Origin of the sequence: Nocardiopsis baichengensis YIM 90130, assembly GCF_000341205.1 — a bacterium.
Classification (GTDB): Bacteria; Actinomycetota; Actinomycetes; order Streptosporangiales; family Streptosporangiaceae; genus Nocardiopsis_A; species Nocardiopsis_A halophila.
Genome location: NZ_ANAS01000038.1, coordinates 1 through 16,872, shown reverse-complemented (window position 1 = coordinate 16,872; position 16,872 = coordinate 1). Strand labels below are relative to the sequence as shown.

The 16,872-nt window shown below is 70.1% G+C and carries 16 protein-coding genes; 9 read left to right on the top strand and 7 right to left on the bottom strand.

The genetic code is table 11. The features are described 5' to 3' along the window. Positions 1–27 precede the first annotated feature (27 nt). The 6 genes from C892_RS0125375 to C892_RS0125355 all read left to right on the top strand — a co-directional run bounded on the left by C892_RS0125375 (position 28) and on the right by C892_RS0125355 (position 6,655). The gene (locus tag C892_RS0125375; RefSeq protein WP_017559506.1) at positions 28–1,170 is read left to right on the top strand and encodes a hypothetical protein; all 1,143 of its coding nucleotides are present in this window, start codon (positions 28–30) and stop codon (positions 1,168–1,170) included. Between the two features lie 25 nt (positions 1,171–1,195). Further along, a complete protein-coding gene (locus C892_RS31485; protein WP_152513471.1) occupies positions 1,196–1,531 on the top strand; it encodes a hypothetical protein in 336 nt (111 codons plus the stop codon). An 18-nt stretch (positions 1,532–1,549) separates the two neighbouring features. Beyond that, positions 1,550–1,996: a hypothetical protein gene (locus C892_RS31480; protein WP_152513470.1), complete on the top strand. Its 447-nt coding sequence runs from the start codon at positions 1,550–1,552 to the stop codon at positions 1,994–1,996. Between the two features lie 83 nt (positions 1,997–2,079). Next, positions 2,080–3,876, top strand: coding sequence for a TPR repeat domain-containing protein (locus C892_RS0125365; protein ID WP_152513469.1), 1,797 nt, complete (start codon positions 2,080–2,082; stop codon positions 3,874–3,876). Between the two features lie 847 nt (positions 3,877–4,723). Further along, a complete protein-coding gene (locus C892_RS0125360; RefSeq protein WP_017559503.1) occupies positions 4,724–6,103 on the top strand; it encodes an HNH endonuclease signature motif containing protein in 1,380 nt (459 codons plus the stop codon). A gap of 147 nt (positions 6,104–6,250) precedes the next feature. Continuing rightward, positions 6,251–6,655 (top strand): hypothetical protein, encoded by a 405-nt coding sequence (locus C892_RS0125355; RefSeq protein ID WP_239647529.1) that lies wholly within the window; start codon positions 6,251–6,253, stop codon positions 6,653–6,655. Between the two features lie 173 nt (positions 6,656–6,828). Here C892_RS0125355 and C892_RS0125350 read toward each other — a convergent pair whose 3' ends face one another. Continuing rightward, positions 6,829–7,497: a hypothetical protein gene (locus C892_RS0125350; RefSeq protein ID WP_017559501.1), complete on the bottom strand. Its 669-nt coding sequence runs from the start codon at positions 7,495–7,497 to the stop codon at positions 6,829–6,831. Between the two features lie 63 nt (positions 7,498–7,560). Beyond that, on the bottom strand, positions 7,561–8,478 hold the full coding sequence (locus tag C892_RS0125345; protein ID WP_051060608.1) for a GlxA family transcriptional regulator: 918 nt from the start codon (positions 8,476–8,478) through the stop codon (positions 7,561–7,563). A 174-nt stretch (positions 8,479–8,652) separates the two neighbouring features. Here C892_RS0125345 and C892_RS0125340 point away from each other — a divergent pair, with 174 nt between their 5' ends. The 3 genes from C892_RS0125340 (at position 8,653) to C892_RS0125330 (ending at position 11,294) form a co-directional block, all read left to right on the top strand. Next, a complete protein-coding gene (locus C892_RS0125340; protein WP_017559500.1) occupies positions 8,653–9,456 on the top strand; it encodes a YqcI/YcgG family protein in 804 nt (267 codons plus the stop codon). A gap of 62 nt (positions 9,457–9,518) precedes the next feature. After that, positions 9,519–9,827, top strand: a complete 309-nt coding sequence (locus C892_RS0125335) for a cupin domain-containing protein (RefSeq protein ID WP_017539457.1) — start codon at positions 9,519–9,521, stop codon at positions 9,825–9,827. Between the two features lie 153 nt (positions 9,828–9,980). Then, positions 9,981–11,294 (top strand): APC family permease, encoded by a 1,314-nt coding sequence (locus tag C892_RS0125330; protein WP_017559499.1) that lies wholly within the window; start codon positions 9,981–9,983, stop codon positions 11,292–11,294. Between the two features lie 200 nt (positions 11,295–11,494). On the opposite strand, the gene C892_RS0125325 is transcribed toward C892_RS0125330, so the two are convergent. The 5 genes from C892_RS0125325 to C892_RS0125305 form a co-directional block, all read right to left on the bottom strand. Continuing rightward, a complete protein-coding gene (locus C892_RS0125325; RefSeq protein ID WP_017559498.1) occupies positions 11,495–12,409 on the bottom strand; it encodes a PP2C family protein-serine/threonine phosphatase in 915 nt (304 codons plus the stop codon). 196 nt (positions 12,410–12,605) lie between these two features. Next, positions 12,606–13,271, bottom strand: coding sequence for a response regulator transcription factor (locus C892_RS0125320; RefSeq protein WP_017539452.1), 666 nt, complete (start codon positions 13,269–13,271; stop codon positions 12,606–12,608). After that, a complete protein-coding gene (locus C892_RS0125315; RefSeq protein ID WP_040685603.1) occupies positions 13,268–14,425 on the bottom strand; it encodes a sensor histidine kinase in 1,158 nt (385 codons plus the stop codon). The genes C892_RS0125320 and C892_RS0125315 overlap by 4 nt, the downstream gene beginning before the upstream one ends. A gap of 58 nt (positions 14,426–14,483) precedes the next feature. Further along, positions 14,484–15,071 (bottom strand): HdeD family acid-resistance protein, encoded by a 588-nt coding sequence (locus tag C892_RS0125310; RefSeq protein WP_017539450.1) that lies wholly within the window; start codon positions 15,069–15,071, stop codon positions 14,484–14,486. 96 nt (positions 15,072–15,167) lie between these two features. Then, complete coding sequence (locus C892_RS0125305; RefSeq protein WP_017539449.1) at positions 15,168–16,457, bottom strand: citrate synthase; 1,290 nt, start codon at positions 16,455–16,457, stop codon at positions 15,168–15,170. Positions 16,458–16,872: the final 415 nt, after the last annotated feature.

The following is a 16,872-nucleotide window of genomic DNA, read 5'->3' as shown; positions in this document are numbered from 1 at the left end:
GCCCGCACGCGAGGAAAGGCCCGCCCATTGCACCGCCCCCGTTCTGCTGTCCGGCGCCACCGGCGCCACCGGAGCCACCGGCGCGGCGTCGCCGCCGCCTGCGCCGTCGCCTGCACCGCCGTCCTCCTCGCCACGGCGTGCAGCACCCCTGAGACCACCGGGGGCGGCGGTTCGGGCAAGGACGATCCGTCCTCCGAGCCGCCCACCGGCCTGGCCCTCCTCTACCGCGGCTATGAGGGCGGCGACCCGGAGCAGGACCAGGCTCTGGTGTTCCTCGACCCGGAGACCGGCGAGGAGAAGGACGCCTTCATGCTCCCCGAGGGGGCGGTCGACCCGATGGCGCCGAACCTGCCGGTGTGGGCGCAGTTCTCGGAGGACTGGAACTATTTCGTGTCCGCGCCCCCGGAGGCGCAGACGGTCCAGATCGCACAGCTCGTGGAGAACGAGGAGGGCGAGCTGGTCTACGAGTCGGCGGCGTCCCTGGAGACCCCGCCCGCCGAGGTCTGGACCGACCCCGTGATCCAAGGGAACCGCCTCTGGTTCGCCTCCCGGGCGGCCGAAGGACAGGCCGCTTCCTTCCAGGTGATGTCGGTCCCCATGGACGACCCCACCGCCACCCCGGAACAGGAGGGCACGGTCCCCTTCGACGAAAACGGCAACCCGGAGGAGTGGACGGTCTCCCCCGAGGGGGAGCTGCACGTCCGGGAACAGGCCCCCGTCCAGTCCGCGACCGGCCCCGCAGGAGAGACCCTCACCGTCCGCAAGAGCGGAGACACGGTCATGAACGCGACCCTGATGTCCGGCGGCACCCAGTGGCAGCACATCCGAGGGGCCCCGGTATGGGGAGGGGGAACGGTCATCGTGACCCCTGAGGGGTCCCAGCCCGCGGCCACCCCGTCAGGCGACGCTTCCACCCCCGGAGCCCACCTGCTGACCCTGGACGAATCCGGCACGGCTTTCGAGGACACGCCCCTCCTCGTCGGAGAGGGAACCCTGCAGCAGTACATGCCGAACGAGAACCGTGACGCGGCCCTCCTCCAGACGGACGAGGCGTGGTACCGCCTGGAATTCGAGGAGGACGGCGCACCGGCCTCAGAGGCGGAAGAAAACTTCGAGTCCCCGAAGGACGCATCAATGAACGGACACCCACTGGCCGTTCGCTTGACCTAAGACACGAACAGCGACAGGAGATGTCATGTCTGGGCATGAAGTCGGCGTCAACGCCACTGATGCATACGGCAAGGGCGCCGACGCGGCAGAGTACGCCTCCGATTTCAAGGGACTGTCCTCAGATTTTGAGGAACTCATCGGTACTGACGCCCCGGCGGCATGCGGAAAAACCCCGGGAGTTTCCGGGTGGTCGTCTTACGCCTCCGAGCAACAGGCCAGCATGGAGAACGTTGAAAAACAGGGCATATCGCTCGGAGAGAACATCCAAGCGGGCGCCGGCGAAGCAAAGGACGTCGATTCCGAAAACGCAGAAGCGATGGACGGATCGACCGGTGGCGTCAGTCGCCCCATCAACGAATAAGGCCGGATTGGAGGATCGATGGGACATTTCGAATACAAGGACGACGCCGACCTGGGCAAGCTGACCTCTACACAGGAGAGCATCCTGGACCTCGTCAGCAGGATAACGGGAAAGTCCGGTGATCTCGAAGCCCTGTTCAATGATGCCTCGAAAGAGTTTCATGAACTGATAGCCGAACCCATCCGATCCGCGGCTGACGACAACGCGTCGGCATGGCAGTCAGCGCTCACCGCGTGCTATTTCGCCTGGGGACAGCTCCAACAGTGGAGCGTCGCAGTCGAAACCTACCGCAGCAAGATCGACGACATCAACAGCAGGTGGGACGAAGCTGAGGCGATGTCCACACCAGGAAGCACAGTTGACCCGACCCAGGACCCGACAATGCGCGGGCGAAAGGAGACCAACCCCAAAGCCGCGGCTGGGCAGCATACAATGCGTCCCGCAAACTCGTCTATTTCCCCGTAGACAAAGGGACAGGCGAGAAGTTCGCGCGTGAGCTCCAGCCCTATTGGGACGGCGAGAAAGAGCTGGACGAAGACTACTACTACATGATGTCCGTGATCAACGGCGTCATCAATCAAGCCGGCACTCTGCAACGCACCGGCGACACCTATCGCGACCACCAGATCGAGTTCCTCGATGGATTTCTCGGTGGTTTCGACGGAAAAATTTATACACTATCTCAGGCCATCGACAATGCCGAGAATATGAGCAGCGATGAGCGACAGGACGCTCTCGGGGTTCTCGGCGGCGGAATACTCGCCTTGTCCAATGAGTCCATCGGTGGTGACTACGAGCGCCTTCCAGAGAGAATCCAGAGAACAGTAGAAGGGCTTGAGGCATACCCTGCCGCTCCTCGCCCGCATGGAAGAGAAGAATCGGTTCAAGACAGGTTCGGCCGATGGAGCGATGACGCCTACGAGCTCAATCTCATCCTGGATTCTGCGCCGAACCCGGGTGGTACTCCACTCGTGGGTGGCAAAACTTTCTCGGCGAACCTGACCACCTCTATCGGAGACATCGCCGGCCGCCTCAAGGATGATGAGATCAGTGTTGTCGAGCACACCGATGGCGACGACAGCGACGACACCCTTCAACAGCTCCTAGGGGTTTCATCCAGAAACCACGAGGCGAACCACATGGTTCTCACGGGATCAACGGGAACCGACGGGGAGTACGGAAGCGACGCGCTCGGAACATACGACCATCCAGAGCTCAACCAAAAAGAGACCGAAGAGGCACTTGCCGACCTCTTCTCCTATGAGTGGCCGGACGACGGTGAAGCAGCCGCCGGTTTGATCGACTGGATCCCGGAAGCCGCAGATTCTGATAATCCCGATGAAAGGCGCCTCGCCGGGCATTCAGCTCTGGGACTGGTCGAGAACACCACTTCCGATGACGCTTATAATACCATACTCGGAGAAAGTGGAGCGATTGCAGACAACCCGAAGGTCGCACAGGAGTTCGGGCGCGTATTCGGCTCTTATGCGCTTGACTTCGGCCAGGCGAGTCCAAACGCAGGAGAGTTCAATTTTCAGACCGAGGACATTCCGGAAGATTACGCTTCCGGGCGAGAGGAGGCTCTCGAAATCCCCGGCTATAACAGGGCTCTCTTCATGGAGCTCATTGCCAGTGATGAAGTCGGCGCCGTCAACATGTATCGCGATATCCAGTTGACGAGGACAGAGCTAATGGACAGCTTTTTGGAAGGCGAGATCAGCGCCGAGGAGGCGGCATCGGCCCATGGCCGACTCAATGGACTTTTCGACTCATCTGTCCATAATTCGGAACTCGTCCTCCAGAACGCCGACCATTCTCGGGATATAAGCGAAGTCAAAATCAAGAAAATCGGCACCCAGGCGGCCGTGGACGCAACCGTAGGCAACATTCCCTACGCGGGAGGAGCCGCGAGCACTACCACCAAATCCTACACAGACTACCTGTGGGATGGAACCGTGGATACGCCCTCCACTTCCTCCATAACTAACAAGGACGGGTTGAACGACAAAGGTCAGGAGTACGTTACACTCGACAACAACCTCTACACCATTATGCACCTTCAGCAAAAAGGTATCGACGTGGAGGTCGATGATTCACTTCTCGTTGACCCTGAGAATGACCCTCGATTCCGCCCCTACGCCGACCAGTACAGTTCTACTAGCCGCGATAACGCACGGGGGGCTACGTGGAGCTCACTCGAATCCGTCGGCTACGAAGACGAGATGAGAAACTATGAATCCGAGTACACAAATTCGTACAACTCTGTCGCGATCAACGATACGACGCAGCGCTACGACGACAGTCGGGAAATCTTGAACCGAACCGGGCTGAAGCCCGCCGAGTAGGATTTGAAATTGAAACGAACGATAATAGCGTCGATCATCTTCGCAGTCGGCGTCATTGCCATAGTTTACTTTCTTACTGTTCCCACGCTTGGTGTCCGGTCCGTGGGCGGGGAGACCCTCGAGCCAGGGCAGGTAGTTACGTGCGATGCGCCACTTACTGCCGCTCCCCCCAGAGAAGACCTGACATACTGGGATGAAGACACAGGCGTATTTACTGAACTAAACGACGCCAATCTTTTGTGTGACGCCCGTCGCATTCAGCAGCTGTCGATAGCGATCATGGTATCGATTCCGACCACCATCTCGGGGTGTGTTGCCGTCTGCCTTTGGATCAATCGAAATAAGATCGGCGACGTTGCGTAGTTCACAGGAACAAGCGTATTGGACTGCCGGCTGAACGTTATTATGCCCCTCTCACCCCGTCCGGGCCGAGGGGGTGGCCCCGCGGGGGCCGTTGGCGGCCGCCCTGCCCCGCGCGTGCGGGGCGCGCGCCCGCATCCGCCCGACAGCGGGGTGCCCGATGCACCTCCAACTGAATTGGGAACGCATCGGTCCTTATCCGCGCCCCGCCCTGGAACAGGCCCCCTCCGCCGTTCCAGGACAGTCTGGAACGGGCGCCCCTCCCCGACTCCAGGGCCCCTGGAAAAAGAAAGGGGTCTTGCCTCAAAGGCGCCTTTCCGCGCGAAGCGACCGGACTTCCAGGGCGCCTTTGACGGGCAATAGTCCAACACCCTCCGTTCATGATCAACATGTATTCTGAGCTGGGATAACCGTGCTTCCGTGAATTTCTTCGGGCAATCTTCCGCCGGGGCTCCAAAAATGGTGGCGGGTGGTTCATAATGGGTGTATGGCAGATCAGCGGCACCCCGGCATCCCGGCGGGTTCGCGCTCGGCGCGGATCCGGGCCGGGATCTCCGGTGTGCTCGCCGAGGCCCAGGGGGCGGTAGGCGAGGATCTGGCGCCGGGTGCGGGGCGGGTGCTGTGCGAGCTGGCCGGGGTGCTGGCCGCCGGGCAGGGGCAGCTGGACCTAGCCCTGGCGCGGCTGGCCGCCCGCATCGGCGAGGCCGGGGCCCTCGCGGGCTCGGGCCACTCCACGGTGGCCGGGCTGCTGCGCGCCAATGGCCGCTCCATCTCCCAGGCCAACGCCGTCACCACGGTGGCCGACCACCTGGGCGACTACCCGCAGGCCGTCCGTTCTGCGGAGGCCGGTGAGATCGCCTTCGGCCAGCTCGCTCTGGTCATGGACCTGTCGGAGAGGGCGGTGGCCGGGCGCTGCACCGACCGCCACCCCGAGGCCGGCGACTACCGGGCCAAGGCCGAGGACATCATGGTCCAGGCCGCCGCCTCCGGGGCGGGCGACCGGATGCTGCGCCGGATCGGCAGGGAGCTGCCCCAGCGCATCAGCCCCCAAGAGCACGAGGAGCAGAACCGGGACGCCTACGGGGCGCGGGAGGCGCGTTTCACCGACAACGCCTTCGGGTTCGCCCTGCACGTCCAGGGTGATGCGGCTTCGGCGGAGATCATCCGCACCGCCGTCGAGGCCCACACCACCCCGCCGGATGAGCGCACCCCGGCCCAGCGGCGCTTCGATGCCCTGGTCCAGCTGTGCGAGAACCGCCTGGCCGCCGAAGGCCTGCCGGTCCCGGTGCCCGAAGAGGGCTCGGACGCCGCCACCGCCCTGAACGCGCCCCGCGTGGAGCAGGGCACCCGCCGCCGTGGGGTCCTGCGTCCGCAGGTGAGCGTGGTGGTCCCGCTGGAGGCCCTCCTCGGCGCGGAGGGGGCGGCCCCGGCCACCACGGACCGCGGGCGGCTGCTCCCGCCCTCGGCGGTTCGGGCCTTCGCCTCCGACTCCATCCTGCGGCGGCTGGTCACCGACCCCGTCGAGGGCGTGGTCGACATCGGCCGGGCCCGACGCACCTTCCCCACCCGCATCCGCGAGGCCCTGGTGGCCACGGCGGGCACGTGCCAGTGGGAGGAGGGGTGCAGCGTTCCGGCACGGTGGTGCCAGGGCGACCACCGCACCGAGTGGTGGGAGGGCGGGGCCACCGCCCTGGGCAACGCGCAGCTGCTGTGCGGGCGGCACAACCGCGAGAAGCACATGCGCCGCCTCCAGGCCCACTACCGGGCCCGGGCCTCCGGGGCCGGAGGACACCGGGACACCACCCGCCGACCGGAGCGAGGGCCCGGCGGGGACGACGATGACGGGCCACTAACCGAGGCCGCATAGGCCACCGGTTCCAAACTTCAGGGGTCACGGCCCCCTCCTCCGGACGAGGAAAGGCCCACCGGCCGGGGTTGCTAGCCTCATCGGGTTTGACCGATGGCCCCCATCCGCCTTGGAGCCCACTGCATGACTCCCCCAATGCCCGGTTCGGTGAGGACCGCCCGTGGCCTGTTCATCGCCCATGCCGTCATCGTCGGCTTCGGCCTGGCGATGCTGTGCGGCATGTTCCTCATCGTGGGCAGCGACATGGACGCCGTCCTCGCCGAGGCCGATACCAGCGCCGGATTCCTGGTCTTCGGGCTCGTCGTCGGCGCAGTGTTCCTCGTCCTGTACCTCGTCGCCGCCGGGAAGCTGCGTGCGGGCGGCCTCCAGGCCCGGACCTTCGCGCGCGTGGTCGCCGTCCTCGACCTGGGGGGTATGGGCATCAACCTCATGCAGGGCCTCAGTCTCGGTACGGTCGCCGGGATCATCATGGACATCGCCATCCTGGTCGCCTTGTCGAAGGACGACGCCGCCGATTGGTTCTCCCGGACCGAGACGGTCGGGCACGCCTGAGCGTGCCCCGTCCATCCTGGACACGGCGCGCGGGCGATGTGCGAGTGAGGGACGGGCTCCGGGATCGGGAGCGTCCATGGTGTTCGCAGCCGGTGCGGCATCGCAGGGGCCCGGCGGCCCTCGGCCCCGTCGCCGCCTCGCCTAAGAGTGGGGTGCGGTGCCCCGAGAGGACGTCACTCTGCGCGGTGCTCGGTGTCCTCCTCCGGCCACTCTTTCACCGGGGTGACGGTCGATCCCCTCGGGAGGTGGGCCAGCAGGTCCCTGCTCAGTTCCTCCTGGTCGGCCCACCGTGCGGAGATCAAGGCCGCGTTCGTGCGGCCCGGGCGGGCCTCGTCCGTCGGGTCGACGGGGGCCACCGCGTCCACGCCCGGGACGGGTGGGCGGGCCGCCTCGGCGACCGGGAAGGCGCCGAAGGGGCGCACCCGTGCGTGCTCGGAGGGGAACTTGTCCTCGGAGCCGGACGCCGGGACGAGGGCCCCCTCCCTGAGGTCGCCCCACGCCCCCGTCTCACGCTCCTGCCCGAACACGCGCTGGAACCCCGCCAGCTCGTCCGGGTCCGCGGCCAGGACGCGTCCTTCGCGGCCGCCGGTGCCCGTCTCGCGCACCTCGGCCACCAGGACCTCCTCGATGTCCGGGTGGCCGACCATGTACCCCTTCGACCCGCCGGGCAGCCGGTCCGGGGCCACCACGACCAGGTCCGCCCACGATTCTCCGAATGTTCGCGCACCGGCCCCTTCGGCCGTGACGGATGGGGCGAATGCGACGGCGGCCGCGACGGCCCCGAGGGCGAGCCCCAGGGCGGTCGCCGCGGACGCCGGCGCCGTGGTCGACCGAGTGCGCATACCCGGTATCAGACCACGCGGCGGGCGGTCTGCGCAGGGACGACACGGGCCGGCGCCCCCTCCTCAGTCCACCCCGCGCTCCCGGAAGGCCGCCCGGTACTCGGTAGGGGTCACCCCCAGTGTCCGGCCGAACGACCGCCGCATGGCCGCCGAGGAGCCGAACCCCGCCCGGTGGGCGACCGCCTCCACCGGGTGGTCGGTCCCCTCCAGCAGGCGCTGGGCCAGCTGCACCCGCTGGTCGTGCAGCCAGCGCAGGGGGGTGGCGCCCGTCGCCTGCACGAACCGCCGTGCCAGGGTCCGCTCGGACATGCCCGCGCGCGCCGCCAGCCGGCGCACGGTCAGCGGGACGTGCAGGTTCTCCCGGGCCCAGGCCAGCGTGTCGGAGAAGGGGTCGTTCCCGGACACCGGCGCCTCGATGTACTGGCGCTGGGTCCCCGACCGGTGCGGCGGGGTCACCATCCGGCGCCCGATCTCCGCCGCCGTGTCCGCCCCGTGCGCGCCGCGCACCAGGTGCAGGCACAGGTCGATGCCGGCCGCCGTGCCCGCGGAGGTCCACAGGCTGCCGTCGTTGACGAACAGCGCCTCCTCCTCCACCACTGAGTCCGGGAAGCGTTTGCGCAGCTCCTCGATCCACATCCAGTGGGTGGTGGCCCGCCGCCCGCGCAGCAGCCCCGCCTGGCCCAGAGCGAACGCCGCCCCGCACAGCGCCGCGATCGGGGTGCCCGACCGGTCGGCCGCACGCAGCGCCGCCAGCAGGTCCGGCGGGTAGTCGAGCACCGGGTCGGGCCCGCCGGGCACCACCACCAGGTCGGCGCCGGCGACCGCGTCCATGCCGTGGGTGGCGCGGACGCTCGCCCCCGGCGACGCCGCGGCCACGGACCCGCGGACCCCGCAGCGCCGCAGCTCGAACCGGGGCACCCCGGCTCCGGTGCGGTCGATCCCCCACACCTCTGCTGACACTGCGTAGTCGAAAACACTCATACCGTTATAGATCAGTACGGATACGACACGCATGGCATGAATTGAAGCATGCCCGCCGTTTTTCCACTTTCCCGGCGCCCCCGGAAAAGCGGAGCATCGATTCGGCTACCGCCCGAGCGCGGTCCCCTTCGTTCCCCGTCCCCAGCACCCGGCACAAGGAGCGGCATCCCGATCATGAGCGGCGCGATGACGGCGCCCGCCGCACGGCGGGCATCCGGCGACTGGAAAGGCCGCGCCGAGGAGATCTTCACCGAACGGCTGCTCGACGAGCACGCGCCGTTCCCCTGCGTCTTCGGTGTGGACGCCCTGCGCCGCGGCACCCTGCGCTTCGCCTTCGTCGACGACACCTGCGCCGATACCGCCGACCCCGGGATCGAGGCCGCCGCCCGCGGCACCGCCGAGGCCCTGGCCCGCTACGCCGCCGAGGCCCCCGCGATCGGCCGCCGCACCTCGCTCGTGGTCCTCTACCGCGGCGCCCTGGGCCCCGACCCCGGCGCCGGCCCCGCCGCCGTGAAGGCCTACCAGGACCGGTTCTGGGCCCTGCTGCAGCGGGTGCACGAGCACGACCGCGAGCCCTGGCCCGCGGAGATCCCCCGCGATCCCGAGTCCCCGACCTGGGAGTTCTGCTTCGCCGGAACGCCCATGTTCGTCGTGGTCAACACCCCCGCCCACGAGCGGCGGCGCAGCCGCGGTCTGCCCTACTTCTGCATCACCTTCCAGCCCCGCTTCGTCTTCGAGGGCCTGGAGGGCACCTCCTTCCAGGGCCGGAACGCGCGCCGCATCATCCGCGGCCGGCTGCGCGACTTCGACGACGTCCCTCCCGCCCCGGTGCTCGGCGACTACGGAACCGACGGCAACCGGGAATGGACCCAGTACTTCCTCGAAGAGGAGGAGGGCACCGCCGTGCCCCCGCGGTGCCCCTTCTCCGTCCGCGCACAGAAAGCGCGGGACGACGTGGAGAGTGAGGGTGAAGCATGAGCGTCCGTTTCTCCGACCAGGTCCCCCCGTCCATCCCGGCAAGGATTTCCGAACTCCTCCCCATGCAAGGCAGCATCGAACTGCAGAACGACCGGCCCGGCAAAGTCCACGCCTGGCATTTCCACAGTCTGAAAGAGGAGCTCTTCGTCGTCTCCGGAAAGGTCCTGCTGTTCTGGATCGACGGCGACGGCTACCACCAGCGCGCCTGCACGGCCGGAACGCACATCGCGCTGCCGGCCGAGACCGTGCACGGTTCGGTGGCCGGCGCCGACGGGGCCGTCTACATCATCAGCCCCGAGGGCGGCCGCACCGCCGAGACGACGTTCCTCGCCGCCGCCGACCACCCCCGGCCGGTGCCCGAGTTCGAGTAGCCGTGCCCACATAGACGGGCGGGTCCGCGCGAGAACCCCGGCCCGGCGCAGGGCGGGCGGCCCCCGTGCCCGCTCCGCGCCGCACTCGCGCGGACCCGCCTCTTTCGTTCCGCCCCCGCTCCCGCACGCCCCCGCTCCCACGAGAGGACGCCCGTGAGCAGTACCCAGGACCCGCCCGCCGAGGCCTCCCGGCTCCGCGGCCACCTCCGTCTGCCCGGGGCGGTGGCCCTGGCGATCACCATCGTGGTCGGCAGCGGCGCCCTGGTGCTGCCGGGCATCGTCTACGGCCAGGTCGGCGACGCCGCCCTGTACACCTGGATCGCGGCCTCGGCGGCCACCGTCCCGCTGCTGGTGGTCTTCGCCCGGCTGGGCGCCGCCCACCCGGGCGCCGGCGGCGTGGCGGGGTTCGCCCAGGCCGCTTTCGGGCGGCACGCGGCGGCCGGCGTGGAGGTGCTGTCCCTGGGCACCTTCGGGCTGGGCATCCCGGCGATCGCGCTGACCGGCGCCAACTACCTGACGGCGCTGCCCGGGCTGACCCAGGTGCCGGGCCCGGCCGCGGCCGCGCTGCTGCTGGCCGGCGCCGCCGGGGTGGTCGCGGTCGGGGTGAGCCTGTCCACCCGGGTGCAGGTGGTGCTGGCCCTGGTACTGACCACGATGCTGCTGGTCATCGGTGTGCTGGCGGTCGGCGCCGGGGAGCCGGCGCAGCACCTGCCGCCGCCGGAGCCCGGGGCGGTGGTCACCGGCGTGCTGGTGATCGGCGCGGTCTTCTTCGCCTACACCGGCTGGGAGATGCTCTCCTTCACGACGGAGGAGTACGCCGACCCCCGGCGGGACTTCCCGCGCGTGGTCGCCATCAGCTTCGTGATCGTCGTGGTGATGTACCTGCTCCTGGCGCTGGGTGTGCAGACCCTGCTGGCCCGGGACGACTCCGAGGCACTCAAGGCACCGGTGCGGGCGCTGGTCGCCGAGTCGGTCTCCCCGGGGGCGGCGGGCGTGGTAGCGGTGCTGGGCGTGGTCATCATCGCGGCCAACCTGATCGGCGCCGTCTGGGGCGCCTCCCGGCTGGTCATGTCGAGCGCCCGGGAGGGCCTGTTGCCGCGCGCCCTGGCGCGCCTGGGCGGCGCGGCGCAGCCGCGCCGCGCGGTGGGCGCCTGCCTGGCGGGCTTCCTGGCGGTCCTGGCCGCCAACCAGACGGGGCTGCTGTCGCTGTCGGAGCTGCTCACCATCGCCGGGCAGAACTTCTACCTGCTCTACCTGGTGTGCGCGGTGGCCTACGCGCGCCTGTTCCGGGGCGCGCACCGGGTGTTCGGGATCGCGGTGACGGCCGTGCTCGGCGGGGTGGCGGCGTTCGCGTTCAGCCCGGCGCAGCTGGCCTACTGCGCCGCGCTGCTGCTGGCCGGGGCCGGGGCGGCGGCGCTGCGCTCGCGCGGCGCCGCCCGCACCCCACGGACCGGGGAACGATCGTGACCGGCTCCAGCCCGGTCCGGCCGAACCGGCGCTCCGGCAGCTCCTCGGCGGTGCCGTCCTGGTCCATCCGGGTCAGCGCCCGGTTCACCTCGCCGTCCGGGAGGGGGCCGAGGCGGTCGCCGTAGGCGGGCACCCCACGCAGCTCGGCGGCAGGCAGGGGTGCTGGTCCACCGAGGCGCGGAAGGCCGCGCTCCCCGTGCTCATACCGACCTGCCCTCCGGAGTCTCCTCCGGTACGGCCATCACCACGACGGTCACGTTGTCGCGGCCGCCCGCGGCGAGCGCCGCCTCCACCGACGCGCGGGCCGCGGCGGCCGGGTCCCGCCAGGCCCGCGGCACCAGGGCCCCGATGTCGGCGGCCGCCGGTGCGTAGTTCCACAGCCCGTCGGTGCACAGCACCAGGGCACCGGGGCCCGACAGGTCGACGGTGGCGACGTGCCCCTCCGCCTCGCCGGAGCCGGCGCCCAGCCAGGCGGTGATGGTGTGCGCGTACAGGGAGTTCCCGGCCTCCTCCTCGGTGAGGACGCCGCCCTCGACCATGGCCGCGCTCCAGGAGTCGTCGCGGGTGAGCAGCCGCGCCGGCCCGGGCGCCCCGGGGCCGGGGACCCAGTAGGCGCGGCTGTCGCCGATCCACGCCACGGTGACCGGCCCGCCGCCCTCGGGCATGGACGCCGCCACATAGGTGCAGGCCGGCGCCCCGGCGCCGTCGGCGAGGGCGGCCACGGAGGCGGCGGCCCTGCGCAGCCCGGCGGTCGCCGCCTCGGCGGGGGCGGCGCCCCCGCGCAGGGCGCGGGCGGTCTCGGCGGCCCCGGTCTCGGCGGCGATCAGCGCGGCGTCGTCGGCGCGCGGCGCGGAGGAGACCCCGTCGCACACCACGCCGATCAGCGCGGGCGAGCGGGCGCCGGGCGTCAGCAGCGCCAGCGCGTCCTCGTTGCGGTGGTGGCGCAGGCCGATGTCGCTCACCCCGGCGATGGGCCCCAGCGCCGCCTCCACCCGGTCGCGGCCGCCCCCGGCGTCCGGCTCCCCGTTGGGCACCGGGGTCAGGCGCAGGCCGCAGTTCTCGCAGTAATCGTCGCCGCCGCCGACCGGGTCGGCGCAGGCCGGGCAGGTCCTCATGTCCACGTCCTCACCCGCCGCGCGTCGGATCGGTGCACTTGGCCATGCCCGCTCCCCTGTCCGCCGGGTTCCGCCGCGTCCCCCTCAGTTCCGAGTCTCGAGCAGCCGTGCGCTGCAGGACAAGGGAGAGGGGGGCCAACGACCGTGTCCGGTCGGTGACAGAGACCTTACCTTGTGCGACCGGAACGGCCGGCGGCTAGGAGAGCCAGCCGGGCCGCACCAGGCCCGACTCGTAGGCGATGACCACCAGCTGGGCGCGGTCGCGCGCCCCCAGCTTGGACAGCACCCGGCTGACGTGGGTCTTGGCGGTGGCGGGGCTGACCACCAGGCGCCGGGCCAGCTCCTCGTTGGTCAGCCCGGCCGCGACCGCCGACAGCACCTCGCGTTCGCGCCCGGTCAGGCTGTTCAGCCGGGGCTCGGGCGGCGGCTCCTTGATGCGCCCGGCGAACTCCGCGATCAGCCGCCGGGTCACCGAGGGCGCCAGCAGGGCGTCGCCGCGGGCGGCCACCCGCACCCCGTGGATGAGCTCCATCGGCTCGGTGTCCTTGACCAGGAACCCCGACGCCCCGGCCTTGAGCGCGCCGTAGACGTACTCGTCCAGGTCGAAGGTGGTCAGGATGACGACCTTGACGGCGCTCAGCCGCTCGTCGGCGACGATCCGGCGGGTGGCCTCCAGGCCGTCGGTGCCCGGCATGCGAATGTCCATCAGCACGACGTCGGGCCGCTCCCGGGAAGCCAGGGCCAGAGCCTCGGCACCGTCGCCGGCCTCGGCCACCACCTCGATGTCGTCCTCGCCCTCCAGCATCGACCGGAACCCCGCGCGCACGAGGGTCTGGTCGTCCGCGATCGCCACCCTGATCATGTGCGCCTCCCGCCGTCGCCGGGCCTGCGGGGGATCCGCGCCTCGACGGTGAACCCGCCCCCGTCGCGGGGCCCTGCCGAGAAGGTACCGCCGAGCGCCGCGGCGCGCTCGCGCATGCCGCGCAGCCCGTTGCCCTCGTGCAGGTCCGGCCCGCCGCCGGTGCCGTCGTCGTCGACCCCGACCCGGACGGCGTCGCCGTCGGCGGCCACGCGCACGCGGACCCCGCCCGCCCCGGAGTGCCGCACCGCGTTGGTCAGCGCCTCCTGGACGATGCGGTAGACCGCCAGTTCGGTGGGTGCGGAGACGTCGGCGACGGCATCGGCGTCCAGCACCACCCTCAGGCCCGCGGCGCGGGTCCACTCCACCAGTTCGGGGAGGCGGTCCAGGGTGGGTGCCGGTCCGGCGGGCGCCTCCTCCTCCCGGTCGGCCTGGCGCAGAACGCCCAGGGTGGACCGGAGTTCGCGCAGGGTCTCCTTGCTCGCGCCCCGGATCGCCTCCAGCGCGCGGAAGGCGTCCTCGGGGTCGCGCCGGTGGACGGCGGCCCCGGCCTGCACATTGATCAGCGAGATGTTGTGGGCGACGACATCGTGCAGCTCGCGGGCGATGCGCAGCCGCTCCTCGCTCGCCCGCCGCCGCGCCTCCTCCTCCCGGCCGCGCTCGGCGTCGGCGGCGCGCTGCTCGACCTCGCGCAGGTAGGCGTTGCGGTTGCGGACGCTCTCGCCCACGGAGAAGATCACGATCAGCCAGGCGATGACGGCGACCGCCCGCCAGGGGTCGAAGGACAGCCCCTCCCCGATGAGCACCGCGACCAGGGTCACCAGCACGGCGGTGGCCACGCCGGCCCGGTCGCCGACCGCCGCCAGCCGGACCACCGTCACCAGCAGCAGGATCCAGGCCATCCACCCGTCGGAGGGACTGACCATGTAGTAGAGCACCATCGCCGCGGGCGAGACGACGGCGGTCAGGTAGGGCAGGCGGCCGACGACGGCCAGGCCGGCCGCGCCGACGCCGAGCATCGCCAGGGCGGGCGCGGAGACCGGCACGCCCCGCTCGGCGGCGAACAGCGGCTCGGAGGCGAGCAGCACCGCCCCGGTGAACAGGGCGAGCGCGGCGTCCAGCCGCCATCCCTCCAGCCTGGGCGCTGAGATCCTCATGGGGGCATCATCCCCGCTCCCGGCGGCCCCGGTCATGCGCCCGCGGGAGACACCCCGCCTACTCCTGCGGGAGGACGCCCCCGCTGCTCCCGGCGGAGCGCAGCCGCAGGGAGAGCACGATGAACACGACGCCGAACAGGATCGCGTAGACGCCGATGATCAGGGCGATGGCCACGGCGCCCTCGAGCGGCCAGAACCAGATGAGCAGGCCGAAGCAGACCGAGAGCGCGCCGCCCAGGATGTACAGCCACTCGCCGGAGATCTCCTTGCGCAGCCGCACCGCGGTGACGATCTCGACGACGCCGGTGAACACCGCCCAGGCGCCGATGAGGACGGTCAGCAGGATGACGGTCGCCAGCGGCCACAGGAGCGCCACCACGCCCAGCAGCACGCCCAGGACCGCCTCGACGATGAGCGGCGTGCGGTCGCTCCCGGAGGTGCGGAAGGCCAGCACCCCGGCGAAGACCCCGTCCACCAGCGCGTAGACGCCGAACAGGACGGCCAGCACCACGGCGGTGATGCCGGGCCAGAACACCGCGAGCACGCCGAACAGGACGGCCGCCGCGCCGCGCACGGTCAGCACCCACCAGTGCCGGGACATGTAGTCGAGCATGCCCTTGGCGTTCCCCGCCGCGCCGGGGGCCACTACCGACAGGTGGGCAATATTAACGCAAAGCAGTCATACCGGGGGCGAAAGAGGCGGGCCCGGCGGTCCCGGACCCGCCGCGGGGAGCCGGACGGCTCACCCCTGGCCCGGATAGGGGCGCTCCGCGGGACCGACGTAGAGCTGCCGCGGCCGCGCGATGCGCGTGGCCGGGTCCTTGCGCTGCTCCCGCCAGTGGGCGATCCAGCCGGGCAGCCGGCCGATCGCGAACAGGACGGTGAACATGTTGGTCGGGAAGCCCATCGCCCGGTAGATGACGCCGCTGTAGAAGTCGACGTTGGGGTAGAGCTTGCGCTCGGTGAAGTAGGGGTCGGCCAGCGCCTTGCGCTCCAGCTCCAGGGCGAGCTGGAAGAGCTCGTCCGGGCGCTCCTGGCGGGCCAGGATGTCGGCGGCCAGGCCCTTGATCTCCCGGCTGCGCGGGTCGAAGTTCTTGTAGACCCGGTGCCCGAAGCCCATGAGCCGGGTCTCCTTGGCCTTGACCTTCTCCAGGAAGGCGTCGACGTCGCCGCCCATGCCCCGGATCTCCTCCAGCATCTCCAGGACCGCCTGGTTGGCGCCGCCGTGCAGCGGGCCGAACAGGGCGTTGACACCGGCCGAGACCGAGCCGTAGATGTCGGCGTCGGAGGAGCCCACCACGCGCACGGTGGCGGTGGAGCAGTTGAGCTCGTGGTCGGCGTGGAGCAGCAGGAGCAGGTCGAGCGCCTTGGTGTAGAGCGCGTCCAGCTCGGTGTCCCCGGTGCCCTCGCCGAAGAGCATGGTCAGGAAGTTCTCGACGTAGTCGCGCGCCGGGTCCGGAGCGATGGGCTCGGAGCCGGAGGTACGCCGGTGGATGTGCGCCGCGATCGTCGGCAGCTTGGCCAACAGCCGGATCGTGGCGGCCTCGACCTGCTCGTCGTCCTCGGGGTCGGCGCTGTCGGCGTAGTAGGCCGCCAGCGTGTTGACCGCCGCGGCGAGCAGGGTCATGGGGTGCCCGTTGCGCGGCAGCGCGTCGAGCAGGGTGCGCATCTCGTCGGGGATCCCTGCGTTGGTCCGCAGCAGGTCCGCGAAGTCCTTCAGGTCCCCGGCGGAGGGCAGTTCTCCGCGGATCACCAGGTAGGCGACCTCCAGGAACGAGCTGTGCTTGGACAGGTCCTGGATGGGGTAGCCGCGGTAGCGGAGGATCCCTGCGGCTCCGTCGATGTAGGTGATCTCCGAGCGGCAGGAGGCGGTGTTGCCGAAACCGGGGTCGAGCGTGGTCATCCCGGCGCCCGACAGCAGCGCCTTGACGTCGATGGCCCGTTCGCCCTCGGTGCCGGTCAGCAGCGGGAAGGTCTGTTCCCCGCCCTCGTACCGCAGCTCCACCGTGCGCCCTTTGCCGTCTTCACTCATGCCCGAGCCAACCTTTCAAGCCTTCCAGGCGGGGTGCGGGGGCGTGCGCCGGGGTGCCCGGCGCACGCTGTGGGGTACTGACTTTGTTCGGTTTTATTAAACTCCAGTGAAGTAAAATCATACAATTCTCACGCATTAACGAACAGGTGACCTGGGACACACGAGAAGACCCAGGAGACTTGGCGGCGCCGTCAAAAAACACGCTTTTTGACCGACGCAGAGCCGCACCCCCGTCACCGCCCGGGAACAGGGATCTTCCCCGTGCGGCCCCGCCACCGACCCGCGCGGCCCTGTGAAACTTCCCACCACCGGCGATTTCCACGATGGCCGTTCGGAATCGTGATGATTCCGTACGACATTCGTCTCCGTTCACACCGGCTCATTCCCCGGCGTCGACGCCTCCGGCGAGGAGGGG

Coding starts and splice junctions, on each gene's coding strand:
- C892_RS31485 (WP_152513471.1), top strand. CDS start 1,196: ATGTCTGGGCATGAAGTCGGCGTCAACGCCACTGATGCATACGGCAAG.
- C892_RS0125350 (WP_017559501.1), bottom strand. CDS start 7,497: ATGCGCACTCGGTCGACCACGGCGCCGGCGTCCGCGGCGACCGCCCTG.
- C892_RS0125345 (WP_051060608.1), bottom strand. CDS start 8,478: ATGAGTGTTTTCGACTACGCAGTGTCAGCAGAGGTGTGGGGGATCGAC.
- C892_RS0125315 (WP_040685603.1), bottom strand. CDS start 14,425: ATGAGGATCTCAGCGCCCAGGCTGGAGGGATGGCGGCTGGACGCCGCG.
- C892_RS0125305 (WP_017539449.1), bottom strand. CDS start 16,457: ATGAGTGAAGACGGCAAAGGGCGCACGGTGGAGCTGCGGTACGAGGGC.
- C892_RS0125365 (WP_152513469.1), top strand. CDS start 2,080: ATGATGTCCGTGATCAACGGCGTCATCAATCAAGCCGGCACTCTGCAA.
- C892_RS0125340 (WP_017559500.1), top strand. CDS start 8,653: ATGAGCGGCGCGATGACGGCGCCCGCCGCACGGCGGGCATCCGGCGAC.
- C892_RS0125320 (WP_017539452.1), bottom strand. CDS start 13,271: ATGATCAGGGTGGCGATCGCGGACGACCAGACCCTCGTGCGCGCGGGG.
- C892_RS0125325 (WP_017559498.1), bottom strand. CDS start 12,409: ATGAGGACCTGCCCGGCCTGCGCCGACCCGGTCGGCGGCGGCGACGAT.
- C892_RS0125360 (WP_017559503.1), top strand. CDS start 4,724: ATGGCAGATCAGCGGCACCCCGGCATCCCGGCGGGTTCGCGCTCGGCG.
- C892_RS0125335 (WP_017539457.1), top strand. CDS start 9,519: ATGCAAGGCAGCATCGAACTGCAGAACGACCGGCCCGGCAAAGTCCAC.
- C892_RS31480 (WP_152513470.1), top strand. CDS start 1,550: ATGGGACATTTCGAATACAAGGACGACGCCGACCTGGGCAAGCTGACC.